This is a genomic window from Alphaproteobacteria bacterium LSUCC0719 (assembly GCA_040839025.1).
Taxonomy (GTDB): Bacteria; Pseudomonadota; Alphaproteobacteria; order Puniceispirillales; family Puniceispirillaceae; genus UBA8309.
This window is the reverse complement of record JBFPJN010000002.1, coordinates 241,782-255,849: the sequence shown is the minus strand read 5'-3', so window position 1 is coordinate 255,849 and position 14,068 is coordinate 241,782. Positions and strand designations below refer to the sequence as shown.

At 58.8% G+C, this 14,068-nt stretch carries 13 protein-coding genes; 4 read left to right on the top strand and 9 right to left on the bottom strand.

Annotated elements, in window-relative coordinates; genetic code table 11:
- Positions 1 to 12: 12 nt before the first annotated feature.
- The 7 genes from AB3X55_05885 to AB3X55_05855 all read right to left on the bottom strand — a co-directional run bounded on the left by AB3X55_05885 (position 13) and on the right by AB3X55_05855 (position 8,481).
- Positions 13 to 870 (bottom strand): sugar phosphate isomerase/epimerase family protein, encoded by an 858-nt coding sequence (locus tag AB3X55_05885; GenBank protein MEX0503110.1) that lies wholly within the window; start codon positions 868 to 870, stop codon positions 13 to 15.
- Positions 871 to 877: 7 nt separating this feature from the next.
- Positions 878 to 1,858 carry a fatty acid desaturase gene (locus tag AB3X55_05880; GenBank protein ID MEX0503109.1) on the bottom strand — a complete coding sequence of 327 codons (981 nt, stop codon included), beginning with the start codon at positions 1,856 to 1,858 and terminating at the stop codon, positions 878 to 880.
- A 135-nt stretch (positions 1,859 to 1,993) separates the two neighbouring features.
- The gene (locus AB3X55_05875) at positions 1,994 to 3,649 is read right to left on the bottom strand and encodes an ABC transporter ATP-binding protein (GenBank protein MEX0503108.1); all 1,656 of its coding nucleotides are present in this window, start codon (positions 3,647 to 3,649) and stop codon (positions 1,994 to 1,996) included.
- A 5-nt stretch (positions 3,650 to 3,654) separates the two neighbouring features.
- Positions 3,655 to 4,647: an ABC transporter permease gene (locus tag AB3X55_05870; GenBank protein MEX0503107.1), complete on the bottom strand. Its 993-nt coding sequence runs from the start codon at positions 4,645 to 4,647 to the stop codon at positions 3,655 to 3,657.
- A 205-nt stretch (positions 4,648 to 4,852) separates the two neighbouring features.
- Positions 4,853 to 5,851 carry an ABC transporter permease gene (locus AB3X55_05865; GenBank protein MEX0503106.1) on the bottom strand — a complete coding sequence of 333 codons (999 nt, stop codon included), beginning with the start codon at positions 5,849 to 5,851 and terminating at the stop codon, positions 4,853 to 4,855.
- A gap of 137 nt (positions 5,852 to 5,988) precedes the next feature.
- A complete protein-coding gene (locus tag AB3X55_05860; GenBank protein MEX0503105.1) occupies positions 5,989 to 7,536 on the bottom strand; it encodes an ABC transporter substrate-binding protein in 1,548 nt (515 codons plus the stop codon).
- A gap of 264 nt (positions 7,537 to 7,800) precedes the next feature.
- The gene (locus tag AB3X55_05855; protein MEX0503104.1) at positions 7,801 to 8,481 is read right to left on the bottom strand and encodes a hypothetical protein; all 681 of its coding nucleotides are present in this window, start codon (positions 8,479 to 8,481) and stop codon (positions 7,801 to 7,803) included.
- A 159-nt stretch (positions 8,482 to 8,640) separates the two neighbouring features.
- Here AB3X55_05855 and AB3X55_05850 point away from each other — a divergent pair, with 159 nt between their 5' ends.
- The 4 genes from AB3X55_05850 to AB3X55_05835 all read left to right on the top strand — a co-directional run bounded on the left by AB3X55_05850 (position 8,641) and on the right by AB3X55_05835 (position 12,215).
- Complete coding sequence (locus AB3X55_05850) at positions 8,641 to 8,898, top strand: DUF4212 domain-containing protein (GenBank protein MEX0503103.1); 258 nt, start codon at positions 8,641 to 8,643, stop codon at positions 8,896 to 8,898.
- 11 nt (positions 8,899 to 8,909) lie between these two features.
- Positions 8,910 to 10,739 carry a sodium:solute symporter family protein gene (locus AB3X55_05845; protein MEX0503102.1) on the top strand — a complete coding sequence of 610 codons (1,830 nt, stop codon included), beginning with the start codon at positions 8,910 to 8,912 and terminating at the stop codon, positions 10,737 to 10,739.
- 130 nt (positions 10,740 to 10,869) lie between these two features.
- Entirely contained in the window at positions 10,870 to 11,223 is a 354-nt protein-coding gene (locus tag AB3X55_05840) for a hypothetical protein (GenBank protein ID MEX0503101.1), read from the top strand.
- 41 nt (positions 11,224 to 11,264) lie between these two features.
- Entirely contained in the window at positions 11,265 to 12,215 is a 951-nt protein-coding gene (locus AB3X55_05835; GenBank protein ID MEX0503100.1) for an ROK family protein, read from the top strand.
- Between the two features lie 26 nt (positions 12,216 to 12,241).
- Here AB3X55_05835 and AB3X55_05830 read toward each other — a convergent pair whose 3' ends face one another.
- Both AB3X55_05830 and eda read right to left on the bottom strand, forming a co-directional pair.
- Entirely contained in the window at positions 12,242 to 13,438 is a 1,197-nt protein-coding gene (locus tag AB3X55_05830) for a sugar MFS transporter (protein ID MEX0503099.1), read from the bottom strand.
- 6 nt (positions 13,439 to 13,444) lie between these two features.
- Complete coding sequence (gene eda, locus AB3X55_05825) at positions 13,445 to 14,065, bottom strand: bifunctional 4-hydroxy-2-oxoglutarate aldolase/2-dehydro-3-deoxy-phosphogluconate aldolase (GenBank protein ID MEX0503098.1); 621 nt, start codon at positions 14,063 to 14,065, stop codon at positions 13,445 to 13,447.
- Between the last annotated feature and the right edge of the window lie 3 nt (positions 14,066 to 14,068).

Sequence of the window (14,068 nt, the reverse complement as noted above, 5' to 3'; positions counted from 1 at the left end):
CCCTGGCAAGCGTCATCGCCTGGGTGCGTCCTGTTCCATCTCGTCCCACATCCGGGTGACCCACTGCCGGATGGTCAGCGCCTCTTCCCAGCGGTTTGAAAGCTCGCGCCCATCGGCCCCGGTCATGGCATATTCGGGCGGTCCAAGCTCGCACAGGAAAATGCAATCTCCGGACTCGTTGCGGGCCCGCCAGCTTTCCAGACCGTCACGCCACCACCCCTGGAACAGCTCGACCCATTTCGCATGCTGCGGGAAATCAAGCTGGATCTGGATCTGCTGGCGGCTGGCGACACGCCCCTGGAAACTGTCCGAACGGTCAATGATCCGCTGAATCAGACCAGCGTCACGCGGGTCCAGCGGCAGTTTGAATTCCCGGTCGACGACAAAATGCGACAGGTCGGCACAAAGGCGCATTTCCGGCACGGCGTCGATCAGGCACAGGGTGGCATACAGATCATTGGTGATGCAGTTGCGGTGTGTTTCGAACTGGATCGGCATGCCAATGTCATCCGCCATATCGATCCAGCGACGGATGACAGGGATCATCCCGTCGACACTCAGTGGCATCACCTGGCCAATAACATCAACGAAAGGAGCGCCGAAATCCTTGGCCATGATCAGCGTTTCGCGCAGCGATTCGATGGTCTTTGGAAAGGCGACGATCAAGGGTGTCAGCCCGGCACGTTCCATATGCGGTCGTACCTCGCGGGCCTGCGCCACATCACCGGCACCAAGATCGATCGCCATACCGTCATAGCCGGCACCGGCGACCATTTCGCAGATCTGCTCATAACCGAGAATGGTGCCGCTATCGTCATGCGGCATCATCGCCCAGAGCGAGGTATAGGTTTTCAGCTGCTGTGATGCCATTGGCTGATCAGGCTTCAAGACGGGCCGTGCGGCCACCGGCCACCGGCACGATCCAGGCCTCGTCCATTGGCCACTGGCTCTCATCCTTTTGCAAAAGCCGCTTGACCACCTCGATCTGGAATTCGATCCAGCCCATGCGATGCACCGGGCCGGCCGCCGACTCGATCTTGTCGTTCAGCTTGCGCAGCTGCCAGAACGGCACCGACGGATAGCTGTGATGCGCCGTGTGATAGGGCATCTGCCAGCACAGCCAGCGCATGACGGCGTTGGTGCGGGTGGACCGGGTGTTGTGAAGAATGTCGCTTTCATGTGACAGGCCAAGATGCTCAATCGTGTTCTGAAGCTGATGGACCCATTTTGTCAGCACCATTGGTGCCAGCCAAAAGGTCAGGGTGGCCCAGCTTTCAAACACGACCGACAGCGCCGCAATGGCAGCATAGCCAGCGATGTGGAGCCGTGATTCACGAATGACCTTGGCCTCGACGGCGGCACCGATATACGGTTCGATGATGATGCCGCGGGCCCGCCTGATCAGACCGGTGACCCGGTTCATCCAATAGGTGATGCCAATGAAATAGAGGCTGTAGCTCTTCAGCGTGTAGGGCGCGCGGGTCAGTTCCCCGTCACGTTCCCAGTTTGATGTCCAGCGGTGATGGGCCTGATGCATCACCAGGTCATAGTCGCGCGGGAAAATCATCGCAAAGCCGATGAGGCGGCCGAAGATTTCATTCATGCGGCGGGTCCGGAAGACGGTCCAGTGCGACAGTTCATGCTGGGCCGCATAGAGAAAATTCACCGCAACGCCGAGAGCAAACCCCGTTGCCAGGACCCACCAGCTTCCCATAGCCAGAAAATGCAGATAGCCAAGCAACAAGATCGCGCCGAGATGGCTTGCCATCTGCAGACCACCGGCCAGATCGGACTTTGCGTTGAACTCCTTCAGCTCAGCGCCGCTCAGCAGCTTGCGTGTCGAAAAGCTTTCTTCCACCGTTTTACCTCATTCACGACGTGCATAAGTCAGGATAACAGCCTATTGCGAATGCCAGCAAGCCGCGATGTGGCTGGAGGTCACAGGCGGAATCACCCTGCCGGTCCACATTGTGTGGAGCTGTAACATGCGGCGCTACATCTTGCTTGTCGCGGCATCACCGAGATTGTCCACACCGCGCTGTTTCAACAGCTCGTCCAGCCAGTTCGGATCCATTTCCGGAACCGAACTCAGCAGCAGATCGGTATAGGCATGGTGCGGCGGGGTAAACATCTCATCCTTTGGTCCGGCCTCGACAATCAGCCCGTCCTTCATCACCACCACCTCGTCGGCGATGGCCCGCACCGTGGACAGATCATGGGTGATCAGCATGTAGGACAACTGCATCTCGTCCTGAAGATTGGTCAAAAGCTTCAGGATGCCCTCGGCAACCAGCTGGTCGAGGGCCGATGTCACCTCGTCACAGATGATGAATTTCGGCTCTGCTGCCAGCGCCCGTGCAATGCCGATACGCTGTTTCTGTCCGCCTGACAGTTCCGACGGCAGACGGTCGATGAATTCGGTCGGGTCGAGTTCAATCTGCTCGAGCAGATGTTCAACACGGCGCCGTCTGTCAGCGCCCTTCAGCCCGAGATAGAATTCCACCGGCCGCCCGATGATGTCACCAACCCGCTTGCGTGGGTTCAGTGCCGTGTCGGCCATCTGATAGATCATCTGGACCTGACGAAGCTGATCAAGGCTGCGTTTGCGGTAATCTGCCGGAAGCACCGTTTCGGCAAAGCAAATCTCGCCCTGGCGTGGTGGCAGCAGGCCGGTGATGCACCGTGCGGTGGTGGATTTGCCGGATCCCGATTCGCCGACAACTGCCACTGTGCGGCCCTGATGAATGTCAAAACTGACATCGCGGACAACCGGCTCGCCATCGCCATAGGCGGCGGTGACATTGCGCAGGCTGATCACCGGGGTAGTTCCCGACTTCACGGCGGGCTTCTGGGGACGCTGAAAGCTGCGCACTGCCCACAGTGATTTCGTGTAGGCCTCACGCGGTGAAGTCAGCATGGTCCGCGTGTCGGCCTCTTCGACCTCATCACCGCGAAGCAGCACCTTCACCCGGTCCGCCATCTGCGCGACCACAGCCAGATCATGGGTGATATAGATGGCCGCCGTATGAAACTGATCGACAATTTCGCGAATGGCCGCCAGCACCTCGATCTGTGTTGTGACATCCAGTGCCGTTGTCGGCTCATCAAAGATGATCAGATCGGGGCGGCAGGACATTGCCATGGCTGTCATCGCCCGTTGCAGCTGTCCACCCGACACCTGATGCGGATAGCGGAACCCGATCTCCTCGGGGTTGGGCAGGCGCAGCCGCCGATACAGATCGATGGCGTCGGCCTCGGCGTCGCTGCGGGTCGACAGACCGTGGAACAGCGGTGCTTCGGAATGCTGGTTGATGATCTTGTGCGCCGGGTTGAAGCTGGCCGCCGCCGATTGCGCGACATAGGCAATCCGCTTGCCGAGAAGCTGGCGTCTGACATCCGGCGTCGCGCCGACAAGATCAATACCGTCAAAGGTGACAGAACCGCCGACAATTTCACAGCCGTCACGGGTGAATCCCATCGCCGCAAGGCCAAGAGTCGATTTGCCGGCACCCGATTCACCAATCAGCCCCAGAACCTCGCCACGTTTCAGATCGAGATCGACGCCATTGATGATCCGCACCCGTGTCTCGTCGGTGATGCCGTCGATTTCCAGATCGCGGATCTGGACAAGCATGTCACTGGCAGCCATGACGTTTACTCCTTCAGGCCGGATGCGCGATGCAGCATCCAGTCGACGACGAAATTCACCGCCACGGTCAATAGCGCGATGGCACCTGCCGCCATCAGCGGAAGCGAGGCTGTCAGGGGACTGATGACGGCGAAATTGATGAATTGTGACAGGTCACGGACCATCGTGCCCCAGTCTGCGAGCGGCGGCTGGATCCCGATACCGAGGAATGACAGCGATGCGATCGTCAGGAAGACGAAGCAGAAGCGAAGGCCGAATTCGGCAAGCAAGGGCGCAAAGGCGTTCGGTGTGATCTCGCTGAAGACAAGATAGGACAGCTTTTCACCACGAAGCTTTGCCGCCTCGAAGAAATCCATCACCACGATATTCATGCCGACGGCGCGCGCCAGCCTGAAAACGCGGGTCGAATCAAGCACCGCGATAATCAGGATCATGAACAGTGTCACCATCCCCTTTTCCGACCCGAACCAGGCGGTGGCGATGGTCATCAGAAGCAGCGCGAAGATCAGCTGCGGGATCGACATCAGCATGTCGACGATGCGCGACAGGATCTGGTCAAGAACACCGCCTATGGTGGCGGCGAGGAAGCCGAGGCTGATGCCGATGAAAAAGGCCAGAAGCGTCGTCACAAACGCGATGCCGACGGTATTCTGGGCGCCATATATCAGGCGCGAGAGAATGTCCCGGCCAATCTGGTCGGTGCCAAGGAAATGCGCCGGATTGCCGCCCATATCGGGATTGCCGCCGGGCAGCACATTGGCGTCCTTGAAGATTTCCGCCTGGCCGTAGGGAGCGATGAAATCGGCAAAGATCGCGACACTGGCATAGATCAGGATCAACAGAATGCCGAGCGCCGCCGTCACCGGCATTGACCGGAACAGTTTTTTCGACCCGCTGGTGCCGACATGTCGGCCAAATTGCTGGAACAGGAACCCGGCAATGCTGAACCCGACAACGCCATGAACGGCCCATCTGAAGAAGACTGCGCCCGGTGTCATGTTCTGGCCGAAATACAGCGCAACACCCTGATACAGGGTCACAACCAGCAGACTGTAGCCGAATGCAGCTGTCGGGGTGATGTCGCGCAACCGCTCGATCGACCTTGCGGCACCGGCCCGGCGGCCACCGAAATACAGCGCCAGCGCGCCGGCGATGACAAGGGCTGACCAGTAGGAAAGTGGCAGAGTTGGCATCGCGATTCCCCTATTTCGGCAGCCGCAGCCGCGGGTTGGAGAGGATCGACATCACATCTGCGAGGAGGTTCAGCGATATATAGGCCGCCGCAAAGACAAGGCAGCAGGCCTGCACCACGGGAATATCCCGGATTTTCACCGAATCGACAAACAGCTGGCCAACGCCTGGATAGACAAACACCACCTCGACCACGACCACGCCGGTGATCAGATAGGCAAGGTTCAGCGCAATGACATTGATGATTGGTGCCAGCGCGTTAGGAAGCGCATGGAAGACGATGATGCGGAAGGGCGACAGTCCCTTCAGCCGCGCCATTTCAATATAGGGCGAGGCAAGAAGATTGATGATCGCGGCCCGCGTCATGCGCATCATATGTGCGGTGACGACCAGCGTCAGGGTCAGGGCCGGCAGCATCGTCTTTTCCAGCTTCTGGCCAAAATCCATCCCGTCATGGATATTCGACAGCGACGGGAATACCGGGCTGAGAACGGCTAGCAGCAGGATCAGGACATAGGCAACGAAGAATTCCGGGCTTGAGATCGAGGTCAGGGTGCTGATGTTGGCGATCCTGTCAAAGATCGAGTAGCGGTAAAGCGCCGCCAGAACACCGATGATCAAGGACAGCGGCACGGCGATCGCGGCGGTTACGCTGGCAAGGAACAGCGTGTTGGCGAATCGAGGCGCCAGCTGGTCTGCCACGGTGCCGAAATTGGCGTCAGCCGTGGTGCCGGCATAGGATGAAAAATTGGCCTTTGCGAAACTGGTGCCGAAATCCCACTGCACGGCGCCGATCAGCCAGTCGAAATAGCGGATATGGATCGGCTTGTTCAGGCCCAGATCGGCACGGATCGCGGCCACCGCCTCGGGGGTTGCCGACTGTCCGAGAAGCGCCTGCGCAAAATCGCCGGGAAGCATGTTCACGGCCAGAAAGATGATCACCGAAACCATGAACATGGTCAGCACGCCAAGGGCCAGGCGCTTGCCGATAATGGTGATTACGTTGTTCATCCTTGCCCCGTCCGCCGCTTGATGATGATACCTACATGACGATTGTCACGGTAATCCGGGCGTCTGCAAAAAAACTATGTTGGAAGCAGAAAAAGGAAAAGGCGGGACCCGAGGGTCCCGCCACAGTTGGTTCAGGATCAGGCAGTCCACCAGCGCTTACAGCTGCGCAGGTTGTCCAGCATCCACAGATTGCCGGTCTTGCCGCTATGCTCGACGCGGTTTGATTTCGCATCGACATAGTTCTGATACATCGGAACCACGGTTGCACCTTCGTCACGGCAGATAGCCTGCATCTCGCGATAGATTTCGCTGCGCAGACCAGTGTCGAGCTGGGCGCGACCCTCCAGAAGCAGCTTCTGGAAGCGGTCATTTTCCCAACCGGTGTCGTTCCATGGAACGCCGCTTTCATAGGCGGTCGAGAACATCCAGTCCTCGGTCGCGCGGCCGGACCAGTAACAGGCCACCCACGGCTTCTTCAGCCACACATTCGACCAGTAGCCGTCAGCCGGTTCCTGAACGATGTTGATGTTGATGCCGGCACCCTTGCCCGAATTCTGGTACAGCTGGCCAGCATCGACCGCACCGGCAAAAGCACCGTCGGATACGCTGAGGTCAACATTCAGCGACGACATGCCGGCTTCCTTCAGATAGAACTTGGCCTTGTCCGGATCATATTCGGTCTGCTCGAGATCCGAGGCATAATACTGGTTCGCCGGACCGATCGGATGGTCGTTGCCGACCGCACCGTGGCCAAGCAGAATCTTGTCGACCATTTCCTGACGGTTGATGGCATATTTCAGCGCCCGACGTACATTCACATCGTTGAACGGTGCGTTTGCCACCAGCATCGGGAAGGTGTTGTGCATGTTGCCGGTCACTTCGAGAATGTCGATATTGACATAGGCATTCAGCAGCTTCACCGACTTGAAATCAACGCGGTTGATGACGTCGACCTGGCTGGTCATCAGGGCGTTCACACGTGCCGATGCGTCGGCGATGTAGATCTGCTCGACTTCAGCGAAATAGCCGCGGTTGTCAGCATCCCAGTGATCGTCGAATTTGGTCACCAGCGCGCGAACACCCGGCTCGAACGATACGACCCTGTAAGGACCGGTTCCGATGCCGTTGGCGATGGCCTCGGCAATCTGGCCGGCCGGGAACATGCAGATATGATAGTCCGACACCAGATAGGGGAAATCGGCGCTGCCTGAATTCAGAACAAACTGGACCTGATGGTCGGACAGCTTCTTCATCTCGGCGACCGAGGCGACAATCGGCTTGGCGGCCGACTTGGCGCCTTCCTCGACATGCATGTTCATCGACGCGATGACATCATCGGCGCCGAATGACTTGCCATTATGGAACTTGACGCCCTTGCGAAGATTGAACGTCCAGATCTTCGCGTCGGGTGACGCCTCCCAGCTTTCGGCCAGTTCACCAACCAGTTCACCAGCTGCCGATACTTCAGTCAGGGTTTCAAACACACAGCCGGCACCCATGTTGATCATGAAGCTGTCGGAATGTGTACGGCTGTCCCATGTATCGGATGTGTTGCCGCCGGACATGCCGATGCGATAGGTCCCGCCATGTTTTGGCGCGGCCATTGCTGGCATGCCGGTAACGGAAAGCGCGCCAGCGGCGGCAGCCGTCTTCAGCGCGGTCCGTCTTGAAATGTTAAAAGTCATGTTTCCTCCTCCGCTCGGCCGTTTTTCCGGCTTCGAGCTGGAATTATCGTTGCACCATAGACAAAAAAGTATTCAGGATTCCGCTGGCAATGCAAGCTCTATATGCCCATGTCGCGGGATCAGCCCTGTCTGCGCCCGGCGATCCGGCGGCAAAAAAAGTTGCATGGTTGGGGCGCGATCTCCTGCCAACCTCTGCATTTTTGGCCAACGCCCGCTTTTTGGCCAGCGCTTGCATTGACGACTGTCGCGGCTGAAGAACGGGCGTTATCTTTCCGGGGCACCCGGCGCGCCGGTCCAACTGGCAAGGATGGCGTCATGCCGCAGCAGCGCCTTGGTGTCACGACGCACACCGATCCAGCGAAGATGGATCGAGTTGCGGACAATCTCCTCGTCTAGGGCTTTCAACTCGTCGGCAATCGGGGCCCAGTGAAAGACCGCGTCCGAACTTGCCTTGAAGGCAGCCGACCCGTCGGCAATGTCCGGCCAGTTGGCAAAGGCGGCGCGGCGATGTCCTTTGGCCAGCATGTCAAGAAACACCTGCGGCGGGACATCCTGCTGCTCGTAATTGGTCAGCACCTCATCCATGATGCCGCCGGCAAAGGCGGCGCTCTGTTCAGCGTTCAGCGCATCATGGCGGTGGAACTGTGCTGCCGCAAACAGCGCCATATCGGCGACGGCGGCACCGAAGATATGCCAGCGCGCGATCCGCAGGGACGTCAGAAACTCCTCGTTCGTGAACAATTTCGGATATTGCGTGCCGGCGCGCGCCTTGATGTAGGTATAGAGTGTCACCTGTGACACATAGGCGGCGTTTTTCGCTGTATGGTCAATAAGCTGCTGGTATGACCGGATTGGTGGCTGGCCCATGAAGCCCAGCGTTCGAAAGACGGATTTGAGTGTTTCAGGCAGCTGCATTTTTCTGAAAATTAGAAAAGTAGTTGTCATTCTTACGCTCCTGAGTACCATCAGGCGCTAATGAAGTCGCGGTAAAAAAATATCAACCCGCGATGGATTGGGGAGGCTTTGAAATCGACATTCCTCATTCGGTTTCGGGGCTAATGTGCCACTTGCCGCGAGGCGGGGGCTTCAACAGGAGGAATTTTCATGTCAAACGAAGCAGCTGGTTCGTCCAGCCATTGGGAGAAGTCCAAAAGCTTGCTGTTTATCACGCTGGCGATCTGGGCCTTCTTCTCTTTCGTCGTGCACTGGTTTGGTTCAGCCCTGAATGGTGCCGAGGGATCCTTCCCCGGTGGTTATTTCATGGCGGGCCAGGGCTCGCAGATCGCCTTCGTCATCCTGATTTTCTGGTTCGTTTCGCGCCAGAACAGACTGGATGACGAGCATGGTGTTTCAGAAGAATAGGGGGACGCACCATGATGAAACTTGAAGGCGGATTCATTCAGAATCTCGGTCGAGTCTACGGAATCTACACATTGGGCTTCCTGGGCTTTGTCATTCTCATGGCCATTCTCGAACAGGCCGGCGTGCCAGCACGCTATATCGGCTACATGTTCGTTGGCTTCACAATTCTCATCTACGCGCTGATCGGCATTCTTTCGCGGACCATGCAGTCCAACGAATATTATGTTGCTGGCAGACAGGTGCCAGCTGTGTTCAACGGCATGGCGACGGCAGCCGACTGGATGTCGGGTGCCTCGTTCATCGCCATGGCCGGTGGTATCTACCTGAAGGGTTACCCCTATATGGCGTTCCTCGTCGGCTGGACCGGCGGTTACGTTCTGGTGGCAAGTCTTCTGGCACCATATCTGCGGAAGTTCGGTTGCTACACCGTGCCCGACTTCATCGGCACGCGCTATGGTGGCAATCTGGCGCGCTTCTGTGCCGTTGTGATCCTTGTGGTTGCGTCCTTCACCTATGTGACAGCGCAGATCACAGGCACCGGCATCGTTGCCTCGCGGGCTCTCGACATTCCGTTCGAGGTTGGCGTCTGGTTCGGTCTTGCCGGCATCCTCGTATGTTCGATGCTCGGTGGCATGAAGGCCGTGACCTGGACACAGGTGGCGCAGTATATCGTGCTGATCATCGCCTATCTGTTGCCGGTCTTCTGGATGTCGAACAAGCTGGATTACGGTTTGATTCCGCAATTCGCCCAGTTTGACGCCGTGCTGCGGGTCCAGGAACTGGAAGCACTTCACAAGGTTGGTGAGTTGAAGCCGACTGCCGAAGCTGCCGCCCAGGCGAAAGGACTTGCTGCGCTCAGTGTCGGCATCAATGACGCCAGCGACACGCTGATGGCAAAGTGGAAGTTCCTGACACTCGTGCTCTGCATGATGGCTGGTACCGCCTCGCTGCCACACGTTCTGATGCGTTACTTCACGACTCCGTCGGTGAAGGCAGCCCGCCAGTCTGTCGGCTGGTCGCTGATCTTCATCTTCCTTCTGTACTTCACAGCGCCCGCTCTGGCGACCTTCACCAAGCTGTCGATCCTGGATCCAAATCTGGCGACCGGCATCATCGGTTCGTCGATTGCCGAGGTGAACGCGCTTGATTGGGTCCAGAACTGGTCGAGTGTCGGGTTTGTGAAGATCATCGATGGTAACGGTGATGGTCTCCTGCAGATCAACGAGTTCTTCATGAAGGGCGACATCGTGGTTCTGGCTACGCCGGAAATTGCGGGTCTTCCCTATGTGATCTCGGGCCTTGTGGCCGCGGGTGGTCTTGCGGCCGCCATGTCGACCGCTGATGGTCTGCTTCTGGCGATTGCCAACGCACTGTCGCACGATCTGTACTACAAGATCATCGACCCGAAGGCGGACACCAAGACACGTCTTGTCGTGGCGCGGATCCTGCTTCTCGCGGTTGGCGGGGCTGCGGCCTATGCGGCGTCGGCAAAACTCACCGGGATTCTCGGTGCGGTTGCCTGGGCGTTCTGTTTCGCGAACTCCGGTCTGTTCTTCCCGCTGGTCCTTGGTGTCTGGTGGAAGCGGGCCAACCGTGCAGGCGCGGTGGCAGGCATGATCGGTGGCTTCGGCGCCGGCGCCTGGTACCTCTACATGGTGCAGTTCGGTGGCATGACACCCTGGGCCGGCCTTGACGGTCTGCGCTTCGGCATGATCGGTATGCCTGTCAGCCTGGTGCTGATGGTGGTTGTATCGCTGATGACCGAGGAGCCGGATGAGGAAACCCAGAAGATGGTTGATGCGATCCGTATTCCAAAAGGTAGCACGGTTACCAACGCCTGATTCCGGATCCATGTGCCTCTATTGATGATGGGGCATGGATGATGGATAAAATGTCGCGGAGCAGGGAGTCTTTCCTGCTCCGTTTCTTTTCAGCATAATTTCATAAACGGCAGCATATCAGGGAACGACAATGTTCGAAGGTATTCCAATTTGGGTGATCTTGATCGACTACGCGATGGGGCTGGTGATGTGGACCCTCGTCGGCAGGTTCGGGATGAGTCTGTTCGTCTCCGAACAGTCGGACTTCTTTTTCATGAAGGCATTTGTGAAAATGACCGATCCGCTGATCAGGGTGATGAACAGGCTGACGCCGGGTTTTCTGGTGGAAAGGCTTCGGCCGCTCTATGTCGCATGGTTCATTTTCATGATCCGCTTCTACATCATGCCGGTGCTGCTGGGATATGATGTCATGGGCATGCTGTCCTTTCCGCTTGAATCCGAACTTGCGGTGGTCATCTACGAATTCGGCCAGATATTCCGTTAGCCAGTTCTTCCGTTAGCCAGTTCCGCCGTTAGAGGGTAACCATGTCGCTTGTGGCTGTTGATGTTGGTGGCACGAATGTTCGTTTTGCCCTTGTTGGCGAGGATGGTCTGTCACAGCACCACAGCATGCTGTGTCGTGATTTTCCGACGCTTGAAGCGGCATTCCTTGCCTATCAGGACCGTGTCGACAGTCGGCTGACCGCTGCCAGCATCGCGGTGGCCGGACCCGTCCAGAACGAACATGTCACCGTCACCAACAATCACTGGCGGTTCGGCAAGCGCGACCTGATCGAGGCGCTGCGGCTGGACAGGTTGCTGGTGATCAATGATTTCACCGCCCAGGCACTGGCCCAGAATGATCCGGCTGCGCATGGCAATCTGAGGCTTCTTGACGGCGTTGGCCGGGATGACGCGCCGTTGCTTGTCATCGGGCCCGGAACCGGGCTCGGGGTGGCGGCGCTTGTGCCCTCGCCGCGTGGCCCTGTCCCGCTCGAGGGTGAAGGGGGGCATGTCGGCTTTGTGCCGCGCGATGCCGCCGAGATGGATCTGCTGGCCCGCATGCGTGCCGAAACACCGCATGTATCTGCCGAGCATTTTGTCAGTGGTGGGGGTCTGGAAAGGCTGTATCGACTGCTGTCCGGGGGCGATGTGCTGGCAGCGCCCGACATTGGTGCCGGGGCGCTTGCCGGTGATACGGATGCGCTGCGGGCGGTGAACATGATGCTTGGCATCCTGGGAACGGTCATGGCGGACGCCATGCTGACAATCGGATGCTGGCGCGGGGCGGTAATTGCCGGCGGTATTGTTGCCCAGCTCCACACCCTGATTTCGGACAGCCCCTTTGCCGGGCGTCTTCGGCATGATGGTATGATGGGGCATCTTCTTGCCGATCTACCCGTCTGGTTGTCGGTCGATCCGCATGCCGGTCTGCGCGGGGCGGCGGCGGCCTTTGACAATGCCAGCCTGTCCGCGCGGATCATTGCCGCCACCTAGTTGGCTATGGCTGCCCCCGGCTACCCCTAGCTGCCGGTTCCACGGCTGGAAAAACGTGGCATCGCAAAGCTTGCCAGCCCCAATATCAGCGCCAGCCCGCCAAGCACAAGCAGCGTGGAATCAAGCCCGACAAGATGTGCTGTCACACCGAACAGCGCCGGACCGCTGATCAATCCGACATAGGCAAACCCGACAATGATCGAAATTTCGCGCAGTGGCCTGTCACCGGCAGCCCGGCCAGCCTCGGATATGATGATCGGAAACGCATTGCCAAGGGCAAGACCCATCACGACATAGGCCATCATCAATAGCGGTACCTGCGCTGTGGTAACGGCCAGCATCAACAATATGGCCGCCAGGATCAGCGGCACCGCAAGCAGCAGATGGGGCCGTATGCGCGCTGTCAGCCAGTCACCGGCGAATCTGGTTATGGTCATCGCAACGCTGAACCACAATACGGCGTGACCGGCCTCGGCAAATGGCAGGCCAAGCGACCGGTGAAGATGCAGCGCCGACCAGTCGATGATTCCCCCCTCTGTCAGGGTTGCCAGAAGAATTGCCAGACCAAGGAAGATGATCACCCCATAGGGCAATCTGAACGCCGCCGCATCGCTCGTCGCGCCCTGATCGACCTGATCCGGCGTTGCAACCCAGCTCCGCCTTATGGCCATGAAGCCACCATAAATGACAGCGCAGGCAAGAATGGCCGGCGCAAGTCTGGCCGGATCGCTTGCCATCACAAAGGTCACCAGTCCGGCGCCGCACAGGACACCAAGCGAAAACAGCGCATGAAAGAACGACATCGCGCGCCGCCCCGCCGCCTGTTCCCATTGCGATGCCTGGCTGTTCAGGGCGGTATCGACAAATCCGGCGGCAAAGCCGGTGAAGATGCCGCACACAAAGAACAGCGGCGGTGATCCTGTGGTCAGGCACAGGGTAAAGCCGAACGCATAGGTCGGCCCGGCAAGCCGGATCAGCCGCACAGGGTCCTGAAAGGGTCGGAAGCGGGTGACCAGAAAAATCGCGGCACAGAGGCTGACTCCGACAAGCAGCAGAAAGCCTGCAATCATCAATTCGCTGAGGCCGAGATCGGCACTCCGCGCCGGGACCAGCGCGCCCCACATGCCCATGAACAGCCCAAGTCCCAGAAATCCGTTCAGGATTGAATAGCGTGCCGCTTCGAGGCGGGTGCCGTCGAGGGCGTCGAGGGAGCGGTCTATCATTCTGCCTCAGAGCGCCGCAGCGGTGCGCGCGCGTGCGGCAATGGCGTCGAATTTTCCGGCTGCGATATCCGCCTGTGGGGCCACCCAGCTGCCACCGACACAGGGAATATTGGCAAGCGCCAGCCAGTCTGGTGCGGTTGCCTCGGTGATGCCGCCGGTCGGACAGACCGAAATGCCGGGAAGCGGGCTGATCAGCGACTTGATGAAACCGGGTCCACCGGCGGCGTTCGCCGGGAAGAATTTCACCGCGTCGAACCCGTGTTCCTGAAGCGCCATGATTTCAGACACGCTTGCCGCGCCCGGCAGCAGCGGCAGACCGGCGTCACGGCATCCCTCGATCACGGCGGTGGTTGTGCCCGGCGACACCGCAAAGGTGGCGCCGGCATCGCGCGCGGCGGTGGCCAGCGCGGCGCCGGTGACCGTTCCGGCCCCGATGGTGATGCCCGGACAGGCGGCGGCGACAGCCCGGATGGCGTCAAGCGCAGCCGGGGTTCGCAGCGTAATCTCGATGGTTTTCAGACCACCTTCAAGCAATGCCTCGGCAAGCGGAACAGCCTGCTGGCTGTCATCGATGACAATCACCGGCATGACCGGGCCAAGCGCCAGAATGTCTGTGATGGTTTTCATGGC